A 25,375-nucleotide genomic window follows, 5' to 3' on the forward strand; every position below is an offset into this window, starting at 1 on the left:
AAGAGGTCTCGGAATCGTTGCCCCCGTTTCACCACCCGTTGCTGAGCGGGTGACGCGGAGTCCCCTCATCCGCCGGTCGGTCGCCCGCTGGTTCGCTCGATCCGGCCCGGTGGAGGGACAGCTCCGTGGTGTTCTCAGCGCGCCAGGTCGCAGATCTTCCACCGCTCCTCCTCCCACCGCAGGCCGAGCTTCTGGTCGACCGGATAGGACGCGCTTCCCGCCGAATAGGTTCCGGTGACCCGTACGGTTGCGCTGTCGCCTCGTGCACTGATCTCCCCCAGGGTCAGGTCGAACTCGCCCGCGCTGAGCTGTCCGAGCTGCCGGAGCAGCTTCGCGCGGTTGGCGACGCACAGTTCCCGTTCGAGTGCGCCGAATCGGCCCTCGTTGATTTTGTCCAACAGGTTCGCGGCGGCAGGCCCGGGGGCCTCGGGGCCGGTGAGGAACACGAGGTATCCGCCCGTGGCGGCTCCGGTCAGCAGCACACCGAGCAGTGCCGCGACCACCCACGGTTTGCGGGAGCGAAATGTCGGGGGCGGCTCCGGTGCGGGCGGCTCGCCGCTCTGCTCCGGAACGACGGTGTGGTTGAACTCGGGGGCGCTCCAGTCCGGTGGTGGAGGCGGCGCGCCGGGAGTGTGCCGTCCTGCGGGGGGCGGGCCGCGGTGGCCCGGAGGCAGCGGTTGTCCCACGAACCGCTGTTCCTCCTCGGCGCGTTGCCACGGCGCCGGGGCCTCACCGGGGGCTCCGGGATGTCCGGTTCCGTTTCCCGGCCGACGGGCGTGCCCGCCGTTCCCGGAGCTTCGTGACGGGTGGGTCATCGGATCCTCCCGAACAGCGTGTACCCACTCGGTTTCGGGCTTCCCCGGGGAGGTCCGGTGGGAGGTTCCGCCGGTCACCCACCCACGGAAACCGGGTCGGGGAAGTCCTGCAGGTAGTGCTCAAGTAGATCAGAGTAGGTGTCCCGGCAGGTGGGCAGTTGGCGAAGCCTGTTCGTACGACCGGGTTCGTTCCGAACGGTGGGAACAGTGGTCGGGCGTGTCCGGATCACGAATCGGTTACCACACGGATGCCCGTGTGCTTTCCGTGCGGCTGATCCGCGGCGACACCAGGTGTGCGAACAGGCCTCGTGGCCGGCGCGGACGAGAGCGTTTTCTCCCGAACGGGCCAATGGGACGAAACGCACCGTGGTCGTCGGGCGAGTCGAGTGCCGTCTCGTGACAACGCCGGAGTGGCTCAGTTCATGTGGTGTGGGCGATTTCTGTGGCACGCTGGGCCGTCTAGCGGGATTCGACGACCTCGCGTTGTCGTTGATCGCCGGTACCGTGGTGGTACGAACACGGGAGGAGGGTGCCGATATGCAGCACGACCGTCCCGACAACCGGCCTGAAGAGGGCGTTGGCCAGGGAGCTCGAGGCAGTGCGGAGACGAACAAGCAGATCCGCGAGCTCGAGGACGAGGTCGCCTCGCTTCGCAGCAGGCTCAACGAGTCCCCGCAACAGGTGCGGTTGTTGGAGCAGCGGCTGGCCGAGGCATCCGAGAGAGTGAGCCAACTCACAGAACGGAACGCCAAGCTCACCGAGACCCTCAAGGAAGCGCGGAGCCAGTTGACCGCGCTGCGCGAGGAAGTTGACCGGCTCGCTCAACCACCGAGTGGGTACGGCGTTTTCCTCAGCCGTTACGAGGACGGCACGGTCGACGTGTTCACTTCCGGCAGGAAGATGCGCGTGGCCGTGTCACCGAACGTGAATGTGGAGGAGTTGCAACTCGGCCAGTCGGTGCGTCTGAACGAGGCGTTGACCGTGGTCGAGGAAGGAACATTCGAACGTACCGGCGAGGTGTGCACCTTCCGTGAGCTGCTCCCGACCTCCGAAACGGATCAGCCTCGACGCGCACTGGTGACCGGGCACAGCGATGAGGAACGCGTTGTCTGGTTGACGCCGCCCATGGTCGAGTCGGGCCTGAAATCCGGTGACTCGGTCCTGGTGGACACCAAAGTCGGCTACGCCTACGACACGGTTCCCAAGGCCGATGTCGAGGACCTCACCCTGGAGGAGGTGCCCGATGTCGGTTACGAGGACATCGGTGGCCTCGGTGGGCAGATCGAGGAGATCCGCGACGCCGTCGAACTGCCGTTCCTGCACTCGGATCTCTACGTGCAGTACAAGCTGGCACCCCCCAAGGGTGTGCTGCTGTACGGTCCGCCCGGTTGCGGCAAGACCCTCATCGCCAAGGCGGTGGCCAACTCGTTGGCCAAGAAGGTAGCCGCCTCCAGGGGGGATGAGGACGGGCAGGCCAAGTCCTACTTCCTGAACATCAAGGGTCCCGAACTGCTGAACAAGTTCGTCGGCGAGACGGAGCGCCACATCCGGCTGATCTTCCAGCGCGCCAGGGAGAAAGCTTCCGAGGGCACGCCGGTGATCGTGTTCTTCGACGAGATGGACTCGATCTTCCGCACACGGGGCAGTGGTGTCTCCTCCGACGTCGAGACCACTATCGTTCCCCAGCTGCTCAGCGAGATCGACGGTGTGGAAGGGCTGGAGAACGTCATCGTCATCGGTGCCTCCAACCGTGAGGACATGATCGATCCGGCCATCCTGCGGCCGGGCAGGCTCGACGTCAAAATCAAGATCGAGCGGCCGGACGCCGAGTCGGCCAAGGACATCTTCTCCAAGTACCTCACCAGCGACCTGCCGATCCACGAGGAGGATCTGCGGGAGTTCAATGGGGACCAGCCGTCGTGTGTGGACGCGATGATCCAGACCACGGTGGAGCGGATGTACGCCGAGACCGACGAGAACCGGTTCCTGGAGGTCACCTACGCCAACGGCGACAAGGAGGTCCTGTACTTCAAGGACTTCAACTCCGGTGCCATGATCCAGAACATCGTGGACCGAGCCAAGAAGGCGGCGATCAAGTCCGCGATCGAGACCGGCCAGCCGGGACTGCGGGTGCAGAATCTGCAGGACGCCATCGTCGACGAGTTCGCCGAGAACGAGGACCTGCCCAACACCACGAACCCGGACGACTGGGCACGTATCTCCGGCAAGAAGGGTGAACGCATCGTCTACATCCGGACCCTGGTCAGTGGCAAGAACCAGGAGTCGGGCCGGGCGATCGACACCGCGACCAACACCGGTCAGTACCTGTAACCACCGGTCTCGACGGTCGCGCACCATTCCTCGCCGGATGGTCCGGCCCTCGTGTCGAATCCGGCGGATCGACCACCGGGGCGTCACTCTTTCGGGTGGCGCCCCGGTGTTTTGTTTCGACGCGGTCCACGGCTCCGGTGTCGTCACCGCCGCACGGAGGTTAGGTTACGGCGCATGACGGGTGCCTGTGGTGGTCAGGTGGAGCGGTTCGGTATCGGGTTGGCCGCACTGGGCAGACCCGCCTACATCAACGTCGGGCGCTCCGAGGTGCTGCCGGGTACGCGCACCCTCGACGCCATGCGTGAGCGGACCAGGCAGGTGTTGGACGAGGCCTACGCGGCCGGGATTCGCTGGGTGGACACGGCGCGTTCCTACGGCAGCGCCGAGCAGTTCCTGGCCGAGTGGTTGCGCGACCGCGGCCACGAGGACGTGGTGGTGTCCAGCAAGTGGGGGTACGCCTACGTCGCCGAGTGGCGGATCGAGACCGAGGTCCACGAGATCAAGGAGCACTCGCTGGAGCGGTTCCGGCAGCAGTGGCCCGCGACTCGGGAAGCACTGGGCGACCACCTGAAGCTCCACCAGGTTCACTCGCTGACCACCGACAGCCCGCTGTTCGAGGACACCGCGTTGCAGGAGGAGCTGGCCCGCCTGCGCGACAGCGGGGTGTTGCTGGGGTTCTCCACCACGGGGGCGCACCAGGCGGCCGCGGTCGAGGCGGCCTGGGAGCTGCGCGTGGGCGGTGAGCAGTTGTTCGGAGCCGTGCAGGCCACCTGGAACTCCCTGGAACCCTCCGTCGGCAGGGCGCTGTCCGCCGCTCACGAGGGCGGTTGGCGGGTGCTGGTCAAGGAGACACTGGCCAACGGCAGGTTGGCACTGCGACCGCCCGAACCGCTCGCCGCCGTGGCGGGCAGGCACGGTGCCGGTGCCGACGCGGTCGCGCTGGCGCACGTGCTGGCCCAGCCCTGGGCCGACACGGTACTGCTCGGTGCCTCCAGCGCGGGACAGCTGCGCAGTAACCTGGCCGCGTGCTCGGTGTCGCTGACCCGGCAGGATCTCGACGAGCTGGCGGCAGCGGCCGGGGATGCGGCGACCTACTGGGGAGAGCGTTCCGCTCTGCCCTGGCATTAGGAACTCACACGGGATCGAGTCGCTCGAGCGGTTGCTTGACGGAACCTCCCGTGGGGCTCTCGCCGCGGGTGCCGGAGACATCGGGTAGCGGCCTACACAACGTCTCCGGCCGTCCTCACGAGAGCCGCACGGGAGAACCCGCTGGTGGTCGGGCTGCGTGCGTGGTCGTTTCGGCGCTGTCGCACCGAATGGACGTACGGGATCGCGCCTTGGGAGCGTTGGGCTGGCTCTTGGGTAGCGACCTGCGCGGCGAGCGGCCCGGCCTCGCGATGTATTCGACTCACGCACCGGAGACACGCACGCCGTGACCCGCACGGTCACTTTCCAACGGCGGTCTCGGCGGCGGTTTCGCGAGAAATCGACGCCCGAAACGGCGGTGTGGCACCGGATCCGTCAATTTCCCAGGCGGTCTCAGGCGGTGGTCGGTCACTTCACGAGGAGTTCCTACGGGGTTGGGCCCGCAGGTGCGCCCGTTCGCCCTGCTTGCCGAACAGGCTGAGGAACTCGACGGCCCCTCCGTCGACGCTGCCGAACCAGTGCGGGGTCCTGGTGTCGAACTCGGCCGCCTCGCCGGGGGAGAGCTCCAGATCGTGTTCGCCGAGCACGAGTCGTAGTCTTCCGTTGAGCACGTAGAGCCATTCGTAGCCCTCGTGGCTCTGCGGATCAGGGGTGGCGGGATGGCCGCTCGCCGGGATCACGAGCTTGTAGGCCTGAATGCCGCCCGCCCGGCGGGTCAGCGGAAGCAGGGTCATGCCGTGTCGGTTGATCGGCCGTAGGTGCACGCGCGGATCACCGGTCGGTGGGGCGTCGACGAGTTCGTCGAGCGTGACTCCGTGGGCCCGTGCCAGCGGGAGCAGTTGTTCGAGGGCGGGTCTGCGTGCCCCTGATTCCAGGCGCGAGAGGGTGCTCACCGAGATCCCGGTCGTCTCCGACAGCTCGGCCAGTGTGGTTTCGCGCTGCCTGCGCAGCTCCCGGAGTCGGGGACCGACTGTGTCGAGAGCTTGATCGAGGTCCTCGTCCATAAGCCATAGTTTGCCATAACGGCAATAAAGTTTGCCGAATTTGCCGATGGGGCCGCACGCTGGTCCCGGAGGTGGTCGTGATGACCGACGATTCGGAGAACCGGTACGAGGTGGCGGTGATCGGTGGTGGTGCCGCCGGGTTGAACGGTGCGCTGCTGCTGGCGCGTGCGCGGCGCTCGGTGGTGGTGATCGACGCGGGTGAGCCGCGAAACGCCCCGGCAGCGGGCGTGCACGGCTTGCTCGGGTTGGAGGCGACCCCTGTCGCGGAGTTGCTGGAACGCGGTCGGGAGGAGGTGCGCGGCTACGGCGGTCACGTGCTCTCCGGCCGGGTCACCACCGTCACCAGGCGGGGCGCGGAGTTCGTGATGGGCCTCGGTGACGGCCGAACCGTCCGCGCGAACCGGCTGCTGGTGACCACCGGTCTGGTGGACGAGCTGCCGGAGGTGGCCGGGCTGCGGGAGCGTTGGGGCCGGGACGTGGTGCACTGCCCGTACTGCCACGGTTGGGAGGTCCGCGACCGGGCCGTGGGCGTGCTGGCGACCGGCCCGATGTCGGTGCACCAGGCGCTGCTGTTCCGGCAGTGGACTTCCGACGTCACGTTCTTCTCCCACACCCCGCCTCGTCCCGAGCCCGAGGAGCTCGAAAGGTTGGCCGCCCGTGGCATCGAGGTGGTCGACGGTGAGGTGACCTCCCTGGAGGCCGGGGAGACGGGCATCACCGGGGTTCGGCTGGCCGACGGCACCGTGGTCGAGCGCGAAGTGCTGGCGGTCTCGCCCCGGATGGCGGCACGTGCCGCCGTGCTGGAACAGCTCGGCCTGCACGCGGTGGAGCACCCAGCGGGTGTCGGTGAACACGTCCCCGCCGACGCGACCGGGGAAACCGAGGTCGAAGGGGTGTGGGTCGCGGGCAACGTCACCGACCTCTCGGCCCAGGTGGGGCCGGTGGCGGCCGCGGGTGCCACCGCGGCGGCACGGATCAACGCCGAGCTGGTCGAGCGGGAGACCGCCCGGGCGGTAGCCGAGCTCCGAGCTCCGTTCTCCGCCGATTCCGAGGCACGTGCCTGCGAGCTGGTGGCGGGGAACCGCCGACACGGACTGTGAAACCCGCTGACCGCGAGAGGAGACACTCGTGACCGAGGAGTTCGACCGGGCGTTCTGGGAAGAGCGTTATCGGCGGCACCGGAGCTCCGATCCGGGAGAGCCCAACCCCCAGCTAGTGGCGGAGGTGGCGGAGTTGGTCCCCGGCTCGGCGCTGGACGTCGGCTGTGGTGAGGGGGCGGAGGCGATGTGGCTCGCCTCCCGGGGCTGGTGGGTCACTGCGACCGACATCGCCGCATCGGCGCTGGAACGGGCGCGGAGACACGCCGAGATCCTCGACGACGGTGTCGCCGACCGGATCGAGTGGGTGCGGGCGGATCTGACCGGCGAGGGTGCCGGGGAACGGCGTTTCGACTTGGTCACGGCGCACTACGTGCACCCGGTGGGCCCACCGGAGGCCATGCTGGCGAACCTGGCGGCGGCGGTCGCGCCGGGCGGCACGCTGTTCGTCGTTGGGCACCATCCCTCGCACAGGCGGCATGCCTCCGCCGCCGAGGCCTACGTCGCGGCCGAGCGGCTCGCGACCGAACTGGCTCCCGAGCGGTGGGAGGTGGTGGTCGCCGAGACCAGGAGCCGTCCGGCGGGTGGGCACCACGGGCACGGGACCACGCTGTGGGACTCGGTGCTTCGCGCCCGCAGGCGCGTGTGAGCCGTGGTACGCACGACGGGTGCGGATGGTCCCGTTCGAGCGGGTCCGCGCTCGCCGACGAGGACACCCGGCGACTCCGCGTGCCGACGACGGGAGCGTCAGCGGGAACCTGTTTCCCCGATCGCGCCGCGGATCGCCGGAAGCGCCTCCCCCAGCGCCTCCCACAGCGCGGTCCCGGCGCGCGGTGCTTCGGGGCAGCGGTCGGCGGTGTGTTCCACCGCCACGCGCAGTGCCGTATTGATCATAGCGGCCTCCACCTTCACGGTCAGCTCGTCAGCGTCGCGGCCGGTGCGCTCGGCGATGCTCGCGGCGAACTCCGGTTCCGCGTCGCGGTGGGCCTGCAGCCACACCGCTCTGACGTCGGGTTCGTCCCGCGTCAGCCGCACCAGTGCCAGCATCGTGCTCACGTCGGCGTTCTCGTCGGTGCCCGGCGATTCGCTCAACCGTTCGGGCAGCGTCTCGCCCGGTGCCCAGTCGGCCAGCGCGCCCGCCACGTTCTCGATCCCGGTGTCCAGCAGCGGGCGTACGAAACTCTCCTTTCCCTGGCCCGGGCAGTAGCGCCACAGCGTTCGCAGCGACACTCCGGCCGCCTCGGCGATCTCCTCGGCCGAGGTCTCGGTGACTCCCCTGGTCGTGAACAGTCGGACCGCCTCACGGGCGATGTCCATGCGCGTCGCCGCCTTGCGACGCTCGGTCAGCGGTGGGCGACCGGTGCGCTTGCCGGGACTCCGCTGCTCGCTCGACATCCTGCGTCCCTCCTCCGGTACCGCTTACCCGGCCCGGGTCGTCCGATTTTGGGCACTGTATGCATATGTGACACAGTGTGCCTAGAAGTATTGGGTGAGGCGGTGCCGATCTCGGTCCCGAGGCGGTTCCGCCCGGCACCGGAAGGAGTTCGGGATGAGTGGAACGGGCCTGCGGGATCGTGGTGTGGTCGTCACCGGGGCGGGAGGGGGAATCGGCCGCGCCGCGGCGCGGCGCTTCGCCTCCGAGGGCGCGCGGGTGCTCATCGCCGACCTCGACGCAGAGGGAGCGGCCGCCACGGAACAGCGGATCCGGTCCGAGGGGGGAACGGCCACCACAGTGGTCGGTGACCTGAGCGAGCGGACCGTGGCTGACGAGGTCGTCTCCACCGCCGTGGAGCGGTTCGGCGGGCTGGACGTGCTGGTCAACAACGCCGGGATCATGGACAGCTTCGCCGCCGTGGCCGATCTCACCGACGCGGAGTGGGACCGTGTCCTGCGGGTCAACCTGAGCGCACCCTTCCTGCTCACTCGAGCCGCACTGCCGCACATGCTGGACAAGGGTAGGGGCGTCGTGGTCAACACGGCCTCCGAGGCCTCCCTGCGGGGCAGCGCCGCCGGTGCCGCCTACACCGCGGCCAAGCACGGCGTGGTCGGGCTCACCAAGTCGCTGGCGGTCACATACCGTGACAGCGGTATCCGCGCCAACGCGATCGCTCCCGGCGGCACCGCCACCGGCATCACCGTCGACGCGGATCCCGAAGGACAGGGGCCCACCGTCCTCGCCGGTTACGGCAGGAACATCGGTCGGGTCGCCGATGCCGACGAGCAGGCGTCCGCCATCGTCTTCCTGGCCTCGTCGGCCGCCGGCAACATCAACGGAGTGGTGCTGCCGGTCGACAACGGTTGGTCGGCCGTCTGAGTTCCCCACGGGCGGGCGGTGCGTCGGTACCGGTGGGCGGGATGCCGGTACCGACCGCGTGAGCACCGCCCCGACGCTGGACACGGCGGGAAGGTGTCGGTCAACCGCCGCGGAACTCGAACCACTCGGTGGCGAACTGCCTGCCGTCCGGCACGAACGGCCAATCCGGGTCCCCCGTGCGCTCCCGCAGCTCGGCCAGCGGCATCCACCACCCCGCCGCTATTTCCTCCGGCTGGTGGACGATCGGCCCGTCCCAACGAATCTCGTACACGAAAGCGTGGAACCGCACCGAGCCCAGCTCGTGCCTGGTGCGGAACAGGAACCGCGGCTCCGCGTGGATACCCAACTCTTCGGCCAACTCTCGCCGGGCGGCCGTGTCCGGACTCTCACCGGCACCCACGACGCCGCCCGCCCAGCAGTCGTACATCCCCGGGTAGACGTCCTTGTCCGCCGTCCGGCGGTGTACGTACACCTCCCCGAGGTCGGTGGAGCGCACCAGCACCGAGGTGGCCGCGTGCCACAGCCCTTCGGCGCGCATCCGCGCCCGCGTGGCCGAACCGATCACCGCACCGTGCCGGTCGTAGACGGCCACTCGTTCCTCTCCCAAGGTCACATCACCCGATACTGGCAGGCCGGCCCGTGAGAAGAGCGGACACGCCGTCCGGTGTCGAGCGGTCGGTCGGGGCCCGACTCGCGTCCGTGCTCCCCCCCGTCGTACCGTCACCGCACGAAGGCTCGCCCGGAACGTGCCCGAAAAGCGGGGAGTCGTACACCGTGCTGAACCCGTAGGCTGAGCACCATGCGTCGGATCATGGGAACCGAGGTGGAGTACGGGATCACTGTGCCGGGGGACACGACCGCGAACCCGGTGCTGACCTCCACACACATCGTGCTGGCCTACGCGGCGGCGGCCGACATCCCGCGAGCGCGTCGCGCCCGCTGGGACTACGAGGTGGAGTCGCCACTGCGCGACGCCCGCGGCTTCGACATGGGCGCCTCCACGGCCTCCTCGAACGGCTCCGAGGGGGACGACCTGGGAGCGGCCAACGTCATCCTCACCAACGGTGCACGCCTCTACGTCGACCACGCCCACCCGGAGTACTCCGCCCCCGAGGTGACCAACCCGCGCGACGCCGTGCTCTGGGACAAGGCCGGGGAGCGGGTCATGGAGGAGGCGGCGCTGCGCGCCGCCAGCGTGCCGGGCACCGCCCCGATCCAGCTGTACAAGAACAACATCGACGGCAAGGGTGCCAGCTACGGCACCCACGAGAACTACCTGTGCGCCCGTGACACCCCGTTCACGGCCGTCATCGCGGGACTGACCCCTTTCTTCGCGTCCAGGCAGGTCGTCTGCGGCTCCGGACGCGTGGGGATCGGCCAGGTGGGGGAGAAGCCTGGCTTCCAGCTCTCGCAGCGGGCCGACTACATCGAGGTCGAGGTCGGACTGGAGACCACCCTCAAGCGCGGCATCATCAATACCAGGGACGAACCCCACGCCGACGCCGACAAGTATCGCAGGCTGCACGTGATCCTGGGGGACGCCAACCTCGCCGAGACGGCCACCTACCTCAAGCTCGGCACCACTGCCCTGGTCCTGGACATGATCGAGTCGGGGCTGCGGTTCGACGACCTCAGGCTGGCCGATCCGGTGAAGGCGGTGCACCAGATCAGCCACGATCCGAGCCTCAACCAGAAGGTGGAGCTGGCCGACGGGCGGCAGTTCACGGGCCTGGACCTGCAGTGGGCCTACCACGAGCGAGCCGCCGAGCACGTCGAGAAGCACGGCAGCCAGACCTCGACGGAGGTGCTGCGGACCTGGGGTGAGGTGCTCGACCTGCTGGGCCGTGACCCGATGGAGTGCGCCGACCGGCTCGACTGGCCCGCCAAGCTGAAGCTGTTGGAGAACTACCGCAGCCGGGACAACCTCGGATGGGCCTCGCCGCGACTGCACATGATCGATCTGCAGTACGCCGACGTGCGTATGGACAAGGGGCTCTACAACCGGTTGGTGAGTCGTGGTTCGATGCGCCGCATCCTCGCCGAGGAAGAGGTACGGGAGGCCGTCACGACTCCACCGGAGGACACCAGGGCCTACTTCCGCGGGCGCTGCCTGGAGCGTTATCCGAACGAGGTGGCCGCGGCCTCCTGGGATTCGGTGATCTTCGACCTGGGACGTGAGTCGTTGGTGCGCATCCCGACGCTGGAGCCGTTGCGTGGAACCAAGGCGCACGTGGGGGAACTGCTGGAGGAGGCCGCCAGCGCGGAGGAGCTGGTGGACTCGCTGACCGCCGGGTGAGGCCGCTCGCCTCGGGGAGTGCGTGAGCACTCCGTCGCGGGACATCACGCCCGAAAGATCCAAAACCACCGCCTTCGGATCTGGGCGTGCGGCCGGTTGACTAGGTAGTGTTCACACCAGGATGTTTCAGAGCCCGTTCGGCCGGCGGGCCGGGCCTCGCCCGTTGACCCCGCCGCGCCGTGACGAGCGGACATCCTCGATGAGACCACCGGGAGGCGAGATGTCCCAGGAAAAGGTTGAGCGGCACGGCGGCGGAGACGAAGGCGACAACGAGCAGAACGGCGCCGAATCCGCCGGTCAGGAACGCCGCGAGAAGCTCGGCGAGGACGTGGACACCATTCTGGACGAGATCGACGACGTCCTGGAGGAGAACGCCGAGGACTTCGTCCGGGCCTACGTCCAGAAGGGTGGCCAGTAGGAGGTCTCCCTCGGGGCGGTTTCGTCCGGTCCGTGGTCCGGCTCGGCCGGGCGCCGGATCGCGCCGCCCCGGTGGGACTCCCGATCCGTCGTCCGGTCGGGCTGGTCGGCACCTGGCCGATCAGCCCCGCCGGATACGGCCTAGAGTGTGCACGACCGATCATGTGACGCCAGTTACTTCGAGCAGGAGACGATGTCGCCCATGGAATCCAGCTCGACTCGGAGCCATCCGGGTCAGGCGCTGCCCCCCGAGTACTTCACGCCCGGATCCTCGTCGTTCACCGACTTCCTCCGAGCCGCCGCGCCGGAGATGCTGCCGCAGGTCGCCGAGAACACCGAGGGGTCGGTGGACATGCCCCACGGGACGACCATCGTCGCGCTGACCTTCAGGGGTGGTGTGCTGCTCGCGGGCGACCGCCGTTCCACGATGGGCAACATCATCGCCCAGCGGGACATGGACAAGCTCTACGTGACCGACGACTACTCCGCCGTGGGCATCGCCGGTACGGCGGGCATCGCACTCGAGATGGTGCGGTTGTACGCCGTCGAGCTCGAGCACTACGAGAAGCTCGAAGGTGTGCCGCTCTCGCTGGACGGTAAGGCCAACAAGCTCGCGACCATGCTTCGCGGCAACCTGCAGGGGGCGATGGCCGGGCTCGCGGTTGTGCCGCTGTTCGCCGGGTTCGACACCGCGGCCGAGGATCCCGACCGAGCGGGGCGCATCGTCACCTACGACGTCACCGGCGGGCGCTACGACGAGAGCGCGGGCTACAACGCCGTCGGTTCGGGCTCACTGTTCGCCAAGTCGGCGTTGAAGAAGCGCCACGACCCGGAGGCCGATGTCGACTCGGCGGTGCGCAACGCGATCGAGGCGCTCTACGACGCGGCCGACGACGACAGCGCCACGGGTGGCCCGGACGTGGCCAGGAAGATCTATCCCACGGTGGTCACGATCACCGGCTCGGAGGGGGCGGTCCGCATGTCCGAGGAACGCACCGCCGCCGTCGCCGAGGAGGTCGTCGCCGGAAGGCAGCAGAACCCCGGCGGCTGAGCTCTGGGGCCGGGTGGAGGCCGGATCGCACACCCGGCGGGACGCGTCCGCCGGGCTCCGGAGCCGTCGCGTGCCGCGACCCGGCGACGTTCCGGAACTTCCGTCCTCTCAGGGTCGAACCGCCCGGCGGGCTCGGTGCCGCCCGCCTCCGTTACCGGCGGTGCGGCGATTGGTCGTCCCCGGCCGTGGTGGTCGGGGCTCGGTCCCGCTCCGCGCCGGGAAGCGATGCCCGTCGCCGCGTGCGAAGCAAGCGCCATGTGCCAAGTCGGTACAGCACGATTCGAGCCAGGAGTGCACAGCCGTGACGATGCCCTTCTACACCTCGCCAGAGCAGCTGATGCGCGAACGCTCCGAGCTCGCCCGAAAGGGTATCGCTCGGGGCCGCAGCGTGGTGGTGCTCAAGTACGCGGGCGGGGTGCTGTTCGTGGCCGAGAACCCCTCGACCACCCTGCACAAGATTTCGGAGATCTACGACCGCATCGGCTTCGCCGCGGTGGGACGTTACAGCGAGTTCGAGAACCTGCGCATGGCCGGTATTCGGATGGCCGACGTCAAGGGCTACTCCTACGATCGGCGCGACGTCACCGGCCGTGCGCTGGCCAACTCCTACGCGCAGACGCTCGGTGCCATCTTCACCGAACAGGTCAAGCCCTTCGAGGTGGAGATCTGCGTCGCCGAGGTGGGGGCGACCCCGGACGCGGACCAGCTGTACCGGCTCACCTACGACGGCTCCATCGTCGACGAGCCGCAGTACGTCGCGATGGGAGGACAGGCCGAAACCGTCACGTCCGTGCTCAAGGAGTCCTTCACCGACGGCATGGAGCTCGAACCCGCCGTCCGGGAGGCCGTGCGCGCTCTGGTCGCGGGCGGGGAGAGTTCCCGCCAGTTGGGAGTGGGCCAGCTGGAGGTGGCGGTACTGGAACGGTCCAGGCCGCACCGCACGTTCCGTCGAATCACGGGTGCGGCGTTGCGACAGTTGTTGCCGGAGGACTCCGATGAGCCCGATTCCGGAACCGGCGGCGAAAGCGGTTCGCGTGAGTCCGGGCAGGGGAACGGACAGTCGGAAAACGGCGGCTCACCCGAGTGACACGGCCGGTTCCGGACGCTCGTTCCGGGGCCTGGACTCCGTGACGACGGGCGTGACGGGTGGCTCCGGCGTCGCTTCCCGGGCGCCGGAGCCGGCGCGAACCGTATCCTTTCCGACACGTTTCGTGTCGTGTTCGACCGAATTTTTCCGGTTCCGGCCCCGAACGGCGGACCGCCGAGTTCGACGAAGACGCCTACTGTGGAGGCATGCAACGGAGGATCTTCGGTATCGAGACCGAGTTCGGGGTGACCTGTACCTTCCACGGGCAACGCAGGCTCTCCCCGGACGAGGTGGCCAGATACCTGTTCCGGAAGGTCGTGTCGTGGGGACGCTCCTCGAACGTCTTCCTGCGCAACGGTGCGAGGCTCTATCTGGATGTCGGTTCGCACCCCGAGTACGCGACGGCCGAGTGCGACGACCTCGTCCAGCTCGTCACCCACGACAAGGCGGGGGAACGCATACTGGAGGACCTGCTCACAGATGCCGAGCGCAGACTGGCTGACGAGGGCATCGGTGGGGACATCTTCCTGTTCAAGAACAACACCGACTCGGCGGGCAACTCCTACGGCTGCCACGAGAACTACCTGGTCGGGCGTTCCGGTGAGTTCTCCCGCATCGCCGACGTGCTGTTGCCGTTCCTGGTCACCCGGCAGTTGATCTGCGGCGCGGGCAAGGTGTTGCAAACCCCGCGCGGCGCGGTCTACTGCCTGTCCCAGCGGGCCGAGCACATTTGGGAGGGGGTGTCCAGCGCCACCACCCGTTCCCGGCCGATCATCAACACCAGGGACGAGCCGCACGCCGACGCGGAACGCTATCGCAGGCTGCACGTGATCGTGGGCGACTCGAACATGTCCGAGGTGACCACGCTGTTGAAAGTGGGCACTGTGAACCTGGTGCTGGAGATGATCGAGCAGGGTGTGCAGTTCCACGACTTCAGCCTGGACAACCCGATCCGAGCGATCCGGGAGATCAGCCACGACCTCACCGGCAGGCGCCCTGTGCGGTTGGCCGGGGGGCGCGAGGCCTCCGCGCTGGACATTCAGCGGGAGTACTACGGGCGTGCGGTGGAGTACGTGGCGCGCCGCGGTTCCGATCCGATGACGGACCGGATCATGGATCTGTGGGGCCGGGCGTTGGACGCCGTGGAGTACCAGGACTACTCGCTGATCGACCGCGAGGTCGACTGGGCCATCAAGCACCGCCTGCTGGAACGCTACCGCGACAAGCACGGCCTGGAGCTGTCCAGCCCGCGCATCGCTCAGCTCGACCTGGCCTACCACGACCTGCGGCGTAATCGCGGCCTGTTCGAGATGCTGCAGCGCAAGGATCTGGTGGACCGGGCCACCAACGACGGGGACATCGAGGCGGCCAAGGACACCCCACCCCAGAGCACCAGGGCCAAACTCAGGGGGGACTTCATCGCCGCCGCGCAGACCGCTGGCAGGGACTTCACCGTCGACTGGGTGCATCTCAAGCTCAACGACCAGGCACAGCGCACGGTGTTGTGCAAGGATCCGTTCCGCGCGGTGGACGAGAGGGTGGAACGTCTGATCAGCTCGTTGTGATCAGTTCGTGTCCGATCCCCGTGGGCGGACGCGTCGAGGTGTGCCGTGACGGAGGTTGGGCATGGACTACTCGGAGTACCGCGAACACGACGGCGTGGGCCTGGCCGGGCTGGTGGCCGGCGGTGAGGTCTCGGCGGCCGAACTGTTGGACGCCGCCTTCGACCGCTGCGAGAAGGTCAACGATCGGCTGAACGCGGTGGTCCGCACGGATCGGGAGACCGCCGTGGAGCTGGCGGGCCGGTCGTCCTCCGGTGCTCTCGGGGGAGTGCCGTTCCTGCTCAAGGACCTCAACCAGGAATTGGCGGGACACCCCTCCAGTGCGGGGACCGCCGCGCTGTCGCGGGTGGCCGTGCCGGAGACGGCGGAGGTGGTGCGTCGCTGGCTGGCAGCGGGATTGTTGCCGTTCGGACGCACCAACACCCCGGAGTTCGGCGCGAAGCCGGTCACCGAGCCCGAGGCGTTCGGTCCCACCCGCAACCCGTGGGGTCTGGACCGCACTCCCGGAGGCTCCTCGGGCGGAGCGGCGGCCGCGGTCGCGGCCGGGATCGTTCCGCTGGCCGGGGCCAGCGACGGTGGTGGGTCCATCAGAATCCCGGCGGCGTGCTGCGGGGTCTTCGGGCTCAAACCGGGACGCGGGCTGGTCCCCGCCGGGCCCGCGCGGGCGGAGAACTTCCACGGGGCCGCCTCCGACGGTGTTCTTTCCCGCACGGTTCGGGACAGCGCCGCCGCCTTGGACGCTGTGGTCGGAGCCGATCCGGCCGGTCCTTACTCGCCCGCCGATCCCGCCCGGAGCTTCACCGCCGAGCTCTCCTCCGAGCCCGGTCGGTTGCGCATCGGTTTCACCTCGCAGTCGCCCCTGGGGCGGCCGCACCCCCACGCCACCGAGGCGTTGAGCGATGCCGCTCGGTTGTTGGAGTCACTGGGCCACCACGTGGAGCCGGTGAGCTCGCCGGTCGATCTCGACTCGCTTGCCGTGGACTTCCTGCGTGCCTGGTCGGTGAAGCTGGCCGCGTCGATCGACGACGCCGTGGCGGCCAGTGGGGCTCCGGAGACGTCCTTCGAACTGGACAGCCGGCTGCTGGCCGCGGTGGGACGCGCCATCAGCGGTCCCGAGTACAGCGCGCTGCTCGACCGGTGGCACGGCTACACGCGCGGGCTCGCCGAGTTCCACCGTGGCTACGATCTGTTGCTCACCCCAGGGCTCGCCGGCCCACCGATGCGGGTGGGAGAGCTGTCCACCACCGAGCCGCTGCGTGCGGCGGGCACGGCGGCGCTCAAGCTGCGCATGGGGCGACTGCTGCGGGCCAGCGGTGTGGTGGACCGGATCGCCGGGGAGAACCTCCGGCACGTTCCCTACACCCAGCTGGCCAACATCACCGGTAGGCCCGCCATGTCAGTGCCGCTGTACTGGGATCCCGAGGGGCTGCCCTTGGGCGTGCAGTTCGTGGGGCCGCTGGCGGGGGAGGGGACGTTGTTCCGGCTGGCAGCCCAGCTGGAGCGGGCGCGGCCGTGGGCGCGGAACGAACCGCCGCTGTGAGTGTGCCGGTTCCCGCGCGCGTCGGCCCGGCTCGCGGAGTGCTCGCGCCCGAGAATTCTGGAATGTTTCCAGACTAGGGGTGGCCGGTGGTTCGTGGCTTTTCGGCAGGTCACGGCGACGGCCCGCGAGTGCGGGCTTCGTGTCTGCCGCTAGAGTTGGGACAGTGGGGATTCCGCGCGCCGAACGCCTGGTCAACCTGGTGTTGTGTCTGCTGTCGACCCGTCAGTACCTCACCGCGGAGCGAATCAGAGGGATCGTTCCCGGTTATTCGGACGCGGCAAGTGACGAGGCGTTCTATCGTACGTTCGAACGGGACAAGGCCGAGCTGCGTGACCTGGGCATCCCGCTGGAAACGGGGCACAACTCGGCCTTCGACGGCACGGACGGCTACCGGATAGCGCGCCGGGACTACGAACTCGGGGACATCGCGCTCGAATCCGACGAGGCCGCCGCCGTGGCGTTGGCGTCCCGGCTCTGGGAGGCTCCGGAACTCGGGACCGCGGCACGCGGTGCGCTGCGCAAGCTGCGGGCCGCCGGGATCGATGTCGACGACGCCGCCCCCGGGCCGGTAGAACCCAAGGTCCGAGCGGACGAGCCCGCCTTCTCCCCGTTGCTGGCGGCGGTGCGCGAGGGGCGTCCGGTGACCTTCGAGTACCGCAGACCCGCCACCAGCCACTCGATGTCGCGAACCGTCGAACCGTGGGGAGTGGTCTCCTGGTGTGGCCGGTGGTACGTGGTCGGGCACGACAGGGACCGGCAGGCCCCGCGCTGTTTCCGGCTCTCCCGTATCACAGGGGAGGTGCGTGCCTTCGGCATGCGGGGCGAGGTCAGTTGTCCCGAGGACGTGGATCTGATGGACCTGGTCACCGGTTTCGAGTCGACGCCACCCCCCGCCACCCGGGTGCGGTTGTGGGTGGCTCGTGGTCGGGCCCAGGGGGTGCGCCGGGACGCGGAGGTGCTCGCCGAGCGGGAACTGGACGGGATCGCCGGCGAGGAGCTGTGTCTCGAACTGAGTTATCCCGAGTCCGCGACGGGATGGCTCGCAGGCTACGGCCCCGATGTGGTGGTGCTGGAGCCGGAGACGCTGCGCAAGGCCGTTCGAGAGGCACATCTGGCGACGTTGGAGACGCTGCGGGAGGGGCATCGGTGAGCAGTACGAGCGAGCGGCTGCCTCGGTTGCTCGCCCTGGTTCCGTATCTGGTGAGCAGACCGGGAATCCGGATGACCGAGGTGGCGGCGGATTTCGGGGTGAGCACGCAGCAGATCCGCCGGGATCTGGAACTGCTGTGGATGTGCGGTCTTCCGGGATACGGACCGGGGGACCTGATCGACCTGTCCTTCAGCGGTGACACGGTGACCGTGGTCTACGACGCGGGTATGCGCAAGCCCCTGCGCCTGACCGGCCAGGAGGCGACCTCGTTGCAGGTCGCGCTGCGCGCCCTTTCCGAGACACCGGGAATAGCCGACACCGACGCGGTGCGCCGAGCGCTGGCGAAGGTGGAGAACGCCGTGGGCGCGGCGCGCCCGCACGGCGTGGTGCTCGGGTTGGCCGACGAGTCCCGAACGGTGACCACCGAGGTCGGGGCCACGGTCGAGGAGGCCACCAGAAGGAGCAGGGCGGTGCACATCCGGTACTACACCGCCTCGCGGGACGAGATCACCGAACGCACGGTGGACCCGATGCGGCTGGTGCTGGTGCAGGGAAACAGCTACCTGGAGGCGTGGTGTCGCCGGGCGGCCGGAGTGCGCCTGTTCCGGGTGGACCGGATCGACGGGGTCGAGGTCCTCGACGAACCCGCTCACCCACCCCCCGAGGCGGTGAACACCGATCTGTCGGCGGGGCCGTTCCGCCCCGCCTCACCGCGGCCCAGCGTCGAGCTCGAGCTGCGCCCCGAGGCTCGGTGGGTGGCCGAGTACTACCCGGTCGACGAGGTCACGGACCTGCCGGACGGATCCACCAGGGTGGTGCTGCGCTACTCGGACCGGGCGTGGTTGGTCCGGCTGGTGCTCGGCCTCGGTGGAGGCGGCAGGATTCTCGCCCCCGAGGAGCTGGCCGTCGAGGTTCGACAGCGCGCCGACGAAGCATTGGAACGGTCTCTTCACTCGCTGTCCACCTGAGGGCGATACGGTATGACCGTGCCGTACGCGTTGATGGTGGGACTTGTGCTGGTGGCCCTGATCGCCCCGATTCCGGTGGTGCTGAGCACACTGCGCTCGGTTCGTCGGACACGGTCGACATACGCTCGGGTCGCCGGTGAGGTTTCCGACCGGATCGGCCTGTTGCGGGCACGTAGTGCCGGCATCGGAGTCGCCCTGAAGCGTCAATGATCCGTTCGAACCTGTCGGAACCGGCCTCGTGCGGCGTAGTATCCCCGTTGCAGCAGGCTCGAGAAGAGGTGTACAAGCATGAGTTTCCCCGGTGGCTGGGAGCTGGTCCTCATCGTCGGTGTGTTGGTGTTGCTCTTCGGGGCCGCCAAGTTGCCGCAGCTGGCCAGGTCGCTCGGCCAGTCCGCTCGCGTGTTCAAGGCCGAGACCCGAGGCATGAAGCAGGACGAGCAGGCCGCTTCCGCGCAGTCCGAGCCCGAGCGGAGCGAACCGCAGCAGCTCACCGGCGGTGAGCAGCAGCCGACCGGGTTCACGCCGACCAGCTCGGAACGGGTGAACGGCGAGCGGCCGGTCGAGGACAAGCACCGCAACGACACCGCGAACTGATCCGAGGGCTGTGACGGTGGAAGGCAGTCCGCTTCGCCGCCTCAACCCGTTCGGACGTGATCGCGCCAAATTCAGCCGTCGCCGCAATCCCGACGGCACCATGACGCTGGTCGATCACCTCTACGAACTGCGGTACCGGTTCGGGGTGGCCCTGTTGGCAGTGGTCATCGGTGGGATCTTCGGCTTCTGGTGGTTCTCCCACCAGTTGTTCGGCCTGCCCAGCCTCGGCGAATTCGTCACGGGGCCTTACTGCTCGCTGCCCTCGGACATGCGGCTGAGCCCGAACGACAAGTGCCAGCTCATGCAGACCCGGCCCTTCGAGGTCTTCATGCTCCAGCTCAAGGTGGGGCTCTCGTTGGGGGCCGTACTGCTGAGCCCGGTGTGGCTGTACCAGTTCTGGGCGTTCATCGCCCCTGGGCTGCACGCCAGGGAACGCAAGTTCGCCCGGGTTTTCGTGGGAATCGGCAGCCTGTTGTTCCTCGCCGGTGCGGCGTTGGCCTACTTCGTCGCCCCGAAGGGGCTCGCCTTCATGTCGGGCTTCGGCGGTGACGCGTTCTTCACCTCCCTCACCGGTGGTGAGTACATCAACTTCGTGCTGTTGATGCTGTTGTTCTTCGGCATCAGCTTCGAACTACCGCTGGTCATGGTGATGCTCAACCGGGCGGGGGTCGTCAGCTACGTCAAGCTGCGCAGCTGGTGGCGCGGCAGCGTGTTCACGCTGTTCGTCTTCGCCGCCATAGCCACTCCCGGCCAGGATCCGTTGTCGATGCTGGTGCTGGCCACCGCGCTGTGCGCGCTGTACGGCCTGGCCCTGCTGATCTGTCGCTCCCACGACAGGTCCAAGGCCCGCAAGCAGGGCGCCGAGGGGAACCTCGACCCCGACGAGCCCTCCGAGCTGGATACTCGGCCCTCAGCGGTGGACGCCGATGGTCCGGTGAGATCGGGTGGCGGGGACGACGAAGCCACCTGACCGGTTCCTGCGCGGCCTGGGGTGTCAGTGTGGTGGACACGTTCACGGCCGAGATATGAAAGTCTGGGAGAGTGGCTGACAGCCGTATCGAAACCACGGAGACGAGTGCCGGGCCCGCGACCCCGGCGGAACGCCATGCGGCGCACCGGGAACGGGGTGCGCATCCGAGGTTGCGGGCCTTCACCATGGATCTGTCCTTCGAGCTGGACCCGTTCCAGCGAACCGCCTGCCAGGCGCTCGAGGACGGGCACGGAGTGCTCGTCTGCGCACCCACCGGTGCGGGCAAGACCGTGGTCGGGGAGTTCGCGGTGAATCTCGCCCTGGCCGGTGGGCGCAAGTGCTTCTACACTACGCCGATCAAGGCGTTGTCCAACCAGAAGTACACCGATCTGTGTGAGCGCTACGGTGCCGGTTCGGTGGGGTTGCTCACGGGTGACACCTCCATCAACGGCAACGCCCAGGTGGTCGTGATGACCACCGAGGTGCTGCGCAACATGCTCTACGCCGGTTCGAGCAGCCTGGACGCGCTCGGCTACGTCGTCATGGACGAGGTGCACTATCTGGCCGACCGATTCCGCGGTGCGGTCTGGGAGGAAGTGATCCTGCACCTGCCGCAGCACGTGCAGGTGGCCAGCCTCTCGGCGACGGTGAGCAACGCCGAGGAGTTCGGCGAGTGGCTGGTGGAGGTGCGTGGCGACACCACGGTGGTCGTCGACGAGCACCGCCCGGTGCCGCTGTGGCAGCACATGCTGGTGGGCAACCGCATGTTCGACCTCTTCGGCGGCGAGGACGAGAACCGCGAGCTGAAGATCAATCCCGACCTGTTGCGGCACACCCGGGAGCTGGGACGTACCAGGGAGCCACCCGGTCGGGTACGTCGTGGCCGGGACGGCAAGCGCCGGGTGCAGAACCGGGGTGGGAAGTTCTTCCAGCCCTCGCGGGTGGACGTGCTCAACCAGCTCGACGAGGCCGAACTGCTCCCCGCCATCGTGTTCATCTTCAGCCGAGCGGGGTGTGACGCGGCCGTCGGCCAGTGCGTGCGTTCCGGGCTCCGGCTCACCTCCGAGGAGGAACTGGACGAGATCCGCTCGGTGATCGAGGAGTACACCAGCACGCTGCCCGAGGCGGACCTGGAGGTCCTCGGATACTGGGAGTGGCGGGAGGCTCTCGAGCGAGGGGTGGCGGCCCACCACGCCGGGCTGCTCCCCGCCTTCAAGGAGACCGTCGAGGAGCTCTTCGTCCGGGGGCTGGTCAAGGCGGTGTTCGCCACCGAGACGTTGGCGCTGGGCATCAACATGCCCGCTCGCACCGTGGTCCTGGAGAAGCTGGTGAAGTTCAACGGGGAGTCGCATGTCGACCTCACTCCCGGTGAGTACACCCAGCTCACGGGACGTGCCGGTCGTCGGGGGATCGACGTGGACGGTCACGCGGTCGTGGTCTGGCAGTCGGGTATGGATCCCAAGCAGGTGGCGGGCCTGGCCTCGACGCGTACCTATCCGTTGCGTTCCTCCTTCCGACCCGGCTACAACATGGCGGTCAACCTGGTCGGCAGGCTCGGCACCGACGCGGCGCGTGAGCTGCTCGAACAGTCGTTCGCGCAGTTCCAGGCCGATCGTTCCGTGGTGGGCCAGTCCAGGCGGGTGGAACGCAACACCGCCGCGCTCGACGGTTACGCGGAGGCCATGCGGTGCGACCAGGGGGACTTCGCCGAGTACTTCGACCTGCGCCGCCGCATCTCCGACAGGGAGAAGGAACTCGCCAAGCAGAACAAGGCGGCGCGTCGCGCCGAGGCGGCCAAGTCGCTCGAGAAGCTGCGCAAGGGTGACGTGATCACTATCCCCGCCGGCAAGCGCTCGGGGTTGGCCGTGGTCGTCGATCCGGGCCTGGATCCCATGGGCGAACCACGCCCGCTGGTGGTCACCGAGGACCGTTGGTCCGGCCGGGTCTCGGTCGCGGACTTCACCGACCCCGTCGAACCCCAGGACAGGATCAAACTGCCCAAGTACGTCGACGTCCGCTCCCCGAAGTCACGGCGCCAACTCGCGAACACGCTCCGGGAGAGCGACGCCGTCCCGGCCGGGAAACGACGCGGCAGGAAGGGTTCCTCCGCCGGGGAGGACCAGGAGCTGGCCAGCCTGCGCAGGGCGATGCGGGCCCACCCCTGCCACGGCTGTGACGAGCGCGAGAACCACGCCAGGTGGGCCGAGCGCCACGATCGGTTGCGTCGGGAGACCGAGCAGATCAGGCAGAAGGTGGCTGCCACCACGAACTCGTTGGTGCGCTCCTTCGATCGGATCACCGCGTTGCTGGGGGAGCGGCACTACCTGGATCCGCACAGCCCGGACGAGCCGGTCACCGACCACGGCAACCGGCTGGCACGCCTCTACAGCGAGTCCGACCTGTTGCTGGCGGAGTGCCTGCGGGTGGGCAAGTGGCGTGCGCTGCAACCGGCCCAGCTGGCGGCGGTGGTCTCCTCCCTGGTCTACGAGTCCAGGGGGGACGCGCCCCTGGTACCGGAGGTTCCGCCGGGGGCCGTCTCCGAAGCGCTCTCGGCCACCTGGGAGCTCTGGGCGGAGCTGGAGGAGGACGAGCGCAGGCACAAGCTGGACCGCACCCGGGAACCCGACGCGGGCTTCGCCTGGCCGGTCTACCGCTGGGCCAGGGGGGACTCGTTGGAGAAGGTACTCACCGCCTCCGCCTCGGCGGGCCACGAGCTCTCCGCGGGTGACTTCGTGCGCTGGTGCAGGCAGGTGGTCGACCTGTTGGACCAGATCCGCGAGGTTCTCGGCAGGCAGGATCCGGTCGGTTCGACGGCGAGCAAGGCGATCAACGGTATCCGGCGTGGTGTGGTGGCCGCCGGGTCGGTCTGACCTCGGGAGCGTAAGACTCGGCGAGTTCGGTTCTCCGGGGGTGTAGTGCGGCGGTGGCCCCGCCACGTCTCGTTCCGGCGGGGCTGATGTCGGCTCCTCTCGTGGGGAGCTCGGTACGTCGGGCCGGGCCGTGCCGTCCGATGCCCACCTCCGATCGTTCTCGCCGATTGTGGTTGGATCGGGCCTCGGCGTCGGCCGAGCCGACCCGAGCTGATCTTCCCGTCGAAAGGCGCACATGAGCAACCCCCACGGCTCGTTACCGTCCTGGCAGTCGGACGAACGGCAGTGGTACGGGAACCGGAGTTCCCACGGTGTCGGTTTCGAATGGTGGGGATCGGGGTCGTACCCGGCGGGAAACGGCCCTGATCATCCGGGGGGCCTGGCTCCGGGCGGCGGGCCGGTCGAGGGCGACTCCGGGCGTCCTCGCCGCCGGTTGTGGCCCTGGCTGCTCCCCTCGGTGCTGCTGCCCGCGGTGCTGGTGGGGGCGTTCCTGGGGTTCGTGACACCCGGCTGGTTCTACCGCACGGTGCTGGAGGCCGACTCGGTGCAGCAGGGGGTGCGCCAGGTCGCGCGTGATTCCTACGGCGTGGACGGAATCGAGTCGGTCGACTGCCCGGAGGGCGAGCCGGTACGTGTCGGACACAGTTTCACCTGTGTGCTGCGGGTGGGAGGAGTCGGCAAGGAGGTCCGAGTCGTGGTGCGGAACGAGGACGGGACCTACGCGGTCGACAGACCGCGGTGACCCCTGATTCCGGGAACGGGGCCGAAGACCCGGTGGAACCGCTCGGGTGCCCGCCCCGCTCCTTCGGCGCTCCGAGTGGACCGTGCCACGGGGGCGTTAAATCGTTCGACCGCGTGGAGTACGGGCGGCATCATGAACACGTGATCGAGCACGACGTCCGACCGTTGGTGGAGTCCGAGTACCGAGCCGCGCACGACCTGTTCCGAGCCGCGTTGCACATGCCCGCCGCGACGGATTCGGCCTGGCGGCGCATGGCGCCCTCTTACGAGTCCGGCCGTGTCTGGGGTGACCACATCGACGGTGCGCTGGCCGGGACCGCGATGGCGTTTCCGAGTTCGGTGGTGGTGCCGGGAGGCGCTGAGCTGCCCGCCGCGGCCGTGACCGCCGTGGGGGTCCGGGCGGATCGGACCCGCAGGGGTGTGCTGACCCACCTCATGCGCGTCCAGTTGAACGAGGCGTGGCAGGACGGTGAGGCCATCGCCATGCTGCACGCCTCGGAAACCCCCATCTACGGGCGTTTCGGCTACGGTGTCGCCACCAGGGCGCGAACGGTGCGCCTGGAGAAGGCGAGTGCGAAACTTCGCGAGGACGCTCCCGGTGGTGGTGAGGTGCGCCTGGTCGATCCCGAAAGCGCGCGGGAACTGCTGCCCGGTATCTACCGGGGGATGCCGTCCCGGGCGGGCATGATCTCCCGCCCCTCGGCCTGGTGGGAAACGCGGCTGCGTCGGGACGACCCGAGCGGGGAGCCCATCGTGATCGCCGTGCACCGCGACGAGTCCGGTGACGACGACGGGTTCGCGATCTGGATGGTGCACAGCAACGACCACAGGTTCGGCGACGGTCGCGCCACCCTGCGGTTGCTGGACATGTGCGCTGCGAATTCGGCGGCCCGCTGCGAGTTGTGGCGGTTCCTGCTCGGCATCGATCTGATCGACGAGATCGTGGCGATCGAACGGCCGCTCGACGAGCCGCTGGAGTGGTGGTTGACCGACAGCCGGCAGTGCCGCGTCCGGGACGTCTACGACGATCTGTGGGTGCGTCCGGTGGACGTCCCCGCCGCGTTGCGCGGACGCGACTACGGTGGTTCCGATGCTGTCGTGCTCGAGGTGCGCGACACCACGCTGCCGCACAACGAGGGTCGCTACCTGGTGGGCCCTGACGGGGTCGAGCGCGTGGAACGGGAAGCGCAGCTGAGCCTCGACGTCGCGCGGCTCACCCCGTTGCTGTTCGGCGAAGTCGCTTCGTCCACGCTGGCCGACGCGAACCTGCTCGCGGTCCACGACCCGGAGGCGCTGCCGGTGGCCGACGCGCTGTTCGCCACCGGTCGCGACTCCTGGTGCGGCACCCACTTCTGATTTCCGGGAGCTCGCCGGGCCCGCGTGCTCGGGTGCTCTGCTCGGGATGGAGCGGTGCGCCCCGCC

Annotated in this window: 23 protein-coding genes; 19 read left to right on the forward strand and 4 right to left on the reverse strand. The window is 68.7% G+C overall.

The features are described 5' to 3' along the window. Positions 1-134: 134 nt before the first annotated feature. On the reverse strand, positions 135-815 hold the full coding sequence (locus BLQ75_RS18230; RefSeq protein ID WP_092603877.1) for a hypothetical protein: 681 nt from the start codon (positions 813-815) through the stop codon (positions 135-137). 537 nt (positions 816-1,352) lie between these two features. Between BLQ75_RS18230 and arc the strand changes: the two genes are divergently transcribed. Next, positions 1,353-3,146 carry a proteasome ATPase gene (arc, locus tag BLQ75_RS18235; protein ID WP_092603947.1) on the forward strand — a complete coding sequence of 598 codons (1,794 nt, stop codon included), beginning with the start codon at positions 1,353-1,355 and terminating at the stop codon, positions 3,144-3,146. A gap of 174 nt (positions 3,147-3,320) precedes the next feature. After that, complete coding sequence (locus BLQ75_RS18240) at positions 3,321-4,274, forward strand: aldo/keto reductase (protein ID WP_092603878.1); 954 nt, start codon at positions 3,321-3,323, stop codon at positions 4,272-4,274. Positions 4,275-4,705: 431 nt separating this feature from the next. On the opposite strand, the gene BLQ75_RS18245 is transcribed toward BLQ75_RS18240, so the two are convergent. Beyond that, positions 4,706-5,296 (reverse strand): helix-turn-helix domain-containing protein, encoded by a 591-nt coding sequence (locus BLQ75_RS18245; RefSeq protein WP_092603879.1) that lies wholly within the window; start codon positions 5,294-5,296, stop codon positions 4,706-4,708. 80 nt (positions 5,297-5,376) lie between these two features. Here BLQ75_RS18245 and BLQ75_RS18250 point away from each other — a divergent pair, with 80 nt between their 5' ends. Both BLQ75_RS18250 and BLQ75_RS18255 read left to right on the forward strand, forming a co-directional pair. Further along, a complete protein-coding gene (locus BLQ75_RS18250; RefSeq protein WP_092603880.1) occupies positions 5,377-6,396 on the forward strand; it encodes an NAD(P)/FAD-dependent oxidoreductase in 1,020 nt (339 codons plus the stop codon). Positions 6,397-6,424: 28 nt separating this feature from the next. Continuing rightward, the gene (locus BLQ75_RS18255) at positions 6,425-7,042 is read left to right on the forward strand and encodes a class I SAM-dependent methyltransferase (protein ID WP_092603881.1); all 618 of its coding nucleotides are present in this window, start codon (positions 6,425-6,427) and stop codon (positions 7,040-7,042) included. Between the two features lie 98 nt (positions 7,043-7,140). On the opposite strand, the gene BLQ75_RS18260 is transcribed toward BLQ75_RS18255, so the two are convergent. Further along, a complete protein-coding gene (locus BLQ75_RS18260; RefSeq protein ID WP_092603882.1) occupies positions 7,141-7,788 on the reverse strand; it encodes a TetR/AcrR family transcriptional regulator in 648 nt (215 codons plus the stop codon). Positions 7,789-7,942: 154 nt separating this feature from the next. Between BLQ75_RS18260 and BLQ75_RS18265 the strand changes: the two genes are divergently transcribed. Next, positions 7,943-8,707 carry an SDR family NAD(P)-dependent oxidoreductase gene (locus BLQ75_RS18265; protein WP_092603883.1) on the forward strand — a complete coding sequence of 255 codons (765 nt, stop codon included), beginning with the start codon at positions 7,943-7,945 and terminating at the stop codon, positions 8,705-8,707. Between the two features lie 100 nt (positions 8,708-8,807). Here the strand turns inward: BLQ75_RS18265 and BLQ75_RS18270 are convergent, their stop codons facing one another. Further along, entirely contained in the window at positions 8,808-9,320 is a 513-nt protein-coding gene (locus BLQ75_RS18270; protein ID WP_244515692.1) for an NUDIX hydrolase, read from the reverse strand. 186 nt (positions 9,321-9,506) lie between these two features. Between BLQ75_RS18270 and dop the strand changes: the two genes are divergently transcribed. The 14 genes from dop (at position 9,507) to BLQ75_RS18340 (ending at position 25,309) form a co-directional block, all read left to right on the forward strand. Beyond that, the gene (dop, locus tag BLQ75_RS18275) at positions 9,507-11,003 is read left to right on the forward strand and encodes a depupylase/deamidase Dop (protein ID WP_092603884.1); all 1,497 of its coding nucleotides are present in this window, start codon (positions 9,507-9,509) and stop codon (positions 11,001-11,003) included. 220 nt (positions 11,004-11,223) lie between these two features. Next, positions 11,224-11,421, forward strand: coding sequence for a ubiquitin-like protein Pup (locus BLQ75_RS18280; RefSeq protein ID WP_043574839.1), 198 nt, complete (start codon positions 11,224-11,226; stop codon positions 11,419-11,421). Between the two features lie 201 nt (positions 11,422-11,622). Next, positions 11,623-12,471 (forward strand): proteasome subunit beta, encoded by an 849-nt coding sequence (prcB, locus tag BLQ75_RS18285; protein ID WP_092603885.1) that lies wholly within the window; start codon positions 11,623-11,625, stop codon positions 12,469-12,471. 301 nt (positions 12,472-12,772) lie between these two features. Beyond that, the gene (prcA, locus tag BLQ75_RS18290) at positions 12,773-13,558 is read left to right on the forward strand and encodes a proteasome subunit alpha (RefSeq protein WP_092603886.1); all 786 of its coding nucleotides are present in this window, start codon (positions 12,773-12,775) and stop codon (positions 13,556-13,558) included. 206 nt (positions 13,559-13,764) lie between these two features. Then, positions 13,765-15,123 carry a Pup--protein ligase gene (gene pafA / locus BLQ75_RS18295; protein ID WP_043574844.1) on the forward strand — a complete coding sequence of 453 codons (1,359 nt, stop codon included), beginning with the start codon at positions 13,765-13,767 and terminating at the stop codon, positions 15,121-15,123. Positions 15,124-15,184: 61 nt separating this feature from the next. After that, the gene (locus tag BLQ75_RS18300) at positions 15,185-16,660 is read left to right on the forward strand and encodes an amidase (protein WP_092603887.1); all 1,476 of its coding nucleotides are present in this window, start codon (positions 15,185-15,187) and stop codon (positions 16,658-16,660) included. Positions 16,661-16,823: 163 nt separating this feature from the next. Further along, positions 16,824-17,810 (forward strand): helix-turn-helix transcriptional regulator, encoded by a 987-nt coding sequence (locus BLQ75_RS18305; RefSeq protein WP_092603888.1) that lies wholly within the window; start codon positions 16,824-16,826, stop codon positions 17,808-17,810. Next, positions 17,807-18,778, forward strand: coding sequence for a helix-turn-helix transcriptional regulator (locus BLQ75_RS18310; RefSeq protein WP_092603889.1), 972 nt, complete (start codon positions 17,807-17,809; stop codon positions 18,776-18,778). The genes BLQ75_RS18305 and BLQ75_RS18310 overlap by 4 nt, the downstream gene beginning before the upstream one ends. An 18-nt stretch (positions 18,779-18,796) precedes the next feature. After that, on the forward strand, positions 18,797-18,988 hold the full coding sequence (locus tag BLQ75_RS18315) for a bacteriophage holin (RefSeq protein WP_244515693.1): 192 nt from the start codon (positions 18,797-18,799) through the stop codon (positions 18,986-18,988). A gap of 78 nt (positions 18,989-19,066) precedes the next feature. Continuing rightward, positions 19,067-19,372, forward strand: coding sequence for a Sec-independent protein translocase subunit TatA (gene tatA, locus BLQ75_RS18320; protein WP_092603891.1), 306 nt, complete (start codon positions 19,067-19,069; stop codon positions 19,370-19,372). 100 nt (positions 19,373-19,472) lie between these two features. Next, positions 19,473-20,342 (forward strand): twin-arginine translocase subunit TatC, encoded by an 870-nt coding sequence (gene tatC / locus BLQ75_RS18325; RefSeq protein ID WP_092603949.1) that lies wholly within the window; start codon positions 19,473-19,475, stop codon positions 20,340-20,342. Between the two features lie 71 nt (positions 20,343-20,413). Continuing rightward, positions 20,414-23,212, forward strand: a complete 2,799-nt coding sequence (locus tag BLQ75_RS18330) for a DEAD/DEAH box helicase (RefSeq protein ID WP_170837562.1) — start codon at positions 20,414-20,416, stop codon at positions 23,210-23,212. A 235-nt stretch (positions 23,213-23,447) separates the two neighbouring features. Then, positions 23,448-23,954: a DUF4333 domain-containing protein gene (locus tag BLQ75_RS18335; RefSeq protein ID WP_092603892.1), complete on the forward strand. Its 507-nt coding sequence runs from the start codon at positions 23,448-23,450 to the stop codon at positions 23,952-23,954. Positions 23,955-24,094: 140 nt separating this feature from the next. Then, entirely contained in the window at positions 24,095-25,309 is a 1,215-nt protein-coding gene (locus BLQ75_RS18340; RefSeq protein WP_092603893.1) for a GNAT family N-acetyltransferase, read from the forward strand. Positions 25,310-25,375 lie beyond the last annotated feature (66 nt).

Origin of the sequence: Actinopolyspora xinjiangensis (assembly GCF_900104475.1) — a bacterium.
Lineage (GTDB): Bacteria > Actinomycetota > Actinomycetes > Mycobacteriales > Pseudonocardiaceae > Actinopolyspora > Actinopolyspora xinjiangensis.

Excerpts from the sequence above, each read along its gene's own strand:
- BLQ75_RS18240 (WP_092603878.1), top strand. The coding sequence starts at position 3,321 with ATGACGGGTGCCTGTGGTGGTCAGGTGGAGCGGTTCGGTATCGGGTTG.
- BLQ75_RS18265 (WP_092603883.1), top strand. The coding sequence starts at position 7,943 with ATGAGTGGAACGGGCCTGCGGGATCGTGGTGTGGTCGTCACCGGGGCG.
- arc (WP_092603947.1), top strand. The coding sequence starts at position 1,353 with ATGCAGCACGACCGTCCCGACAACCGGCCTGAAGAGGGCGTTGGCCAG.
- BLQ75_RS18260 (WP_092603882.1), bottom strand. The coding sequence starts at position 7,788 with ATGTCGAGCGAGCAGCGGAGTCCCGGCAAGCGCACCGGTCGCCCACCG.
- BLQ75_RS18230 (WP_092603877.1), bottom strand. The coding sequence starts at position 815 with ATGACCCACCCGTCACGAAGCTCCGGGAACGGCGGGCACGCCCGTCGG.
- tatC (WP_092603949.1), top strand. The coding sequence starts at position 19,473 with ATGACGCTGGTCGATCACCTCTACGAACTGCGGTACCGGTTCGGGGTG.
- tatA (WP_092603891.1), top strand. The coding sequence starts at position 19,067 with ATGAGTTTCCCCGGTGGCTGGGAGCTGGTCCTCATCGTCGGTGTGTTG.
- pafA (WP_043574844.1), top strand. The coding sequence starts at position 13,765 with ATGCAACGGAGGATCTTCGGTATCGAGACCGAGTTCGGGGTGACCTGT.
- BLQ75_RS18280 (WP_043574839.1), top strand. The coding sequence starts at position 11,224 with ATGTCCCAGGAAAAGGTTGAGCGGCACGGCGGCGGAGACGAAGGCGAC.
- BLQ75_RS18250 (WP_092603880.1), top strand. The coding sequence starts at position 5,377 with ATGACCGACGATTCGGAGAACCGGTACGAGGTGGCGGTGATCGGTGGT.
- BLQ75_RS18335 (WP_092603892.1), top strand. The coding sequence starts at position 23,448 with ATGAGCAACCCCCACGGCTCGTTACCGTCCTGGCAGTCGGACGAACGG.
- dop (WP_092603884.1), top strand. The coding sequence starts at position 9,507 with ATGCGTCGGATCATGGGAACCGAGGTGGAGTACGGGATCACTGTGCCG.
- BLQ75_RS18245 (WP_092603879.1), bottom strand. The coding sequence starts at position 5,296 with ATGGACGAGGACCTCGATCAAGCTCTCGACACAGTCGGTCCCCGACTC.
- BLQ75_RS18300 (WP_092603887.1), top strand. The coding sequence starts at position 15,185 with ATGGACTACTCGGAGTACCGCGAACACGACGGCGTGGGCCTGGCCGGG.
- prcB (WP_092603885.1), top strand. The coding sequence starts at position 11,623 with ATGGAATCCAGCTCGACTCGGAGCCATCCGGGTCAGGCGCTGCCCCCC.